Annotated in this window: 1 protein-coding gene; it reads left to right on the forward strand. The window is 49.5% G+C overall.

Features of this window, described 5'->3' with window-relative positions; translation table 11 throughout:
- Positions 1–216, forward strand: a 216-nt coding sequence (locus H9X96_RS22620) for a DUF11 domain-containing protein (RefSeq protein ID WP_187668448.1), incomplete at both ends; no start/stop codon positions are given.

Here is a 216-nt window from a genome sequence, read left to right on the forward strand (position 1 = left end):
CTACTGCAACCTTAACCATTACCGCTAAGGTCAATGCAGCAGGCATTTATGCCAATACTGCAACGATTACCGGAACAGAAAATGATCCGACTCCAGGTAACAACACCCCGACTTCTACGCCGGTTCCGACACCAACTACAGACAGGTCTCTGACTAAAACTGTTGACAATGCGACACCGGCGGTAGGCAGTAACGTGGTATTTACCCTGGTAGCCA

The sequence above is a fragment of the Pedobacter sp. N36a genome, assembly GCF_014472395.1.
Lineage (GTDB): Bacteria > Bacteroidota > Bacteroidia > Sphingobacteriales > Sphingobacteriaceae > Pedobacter.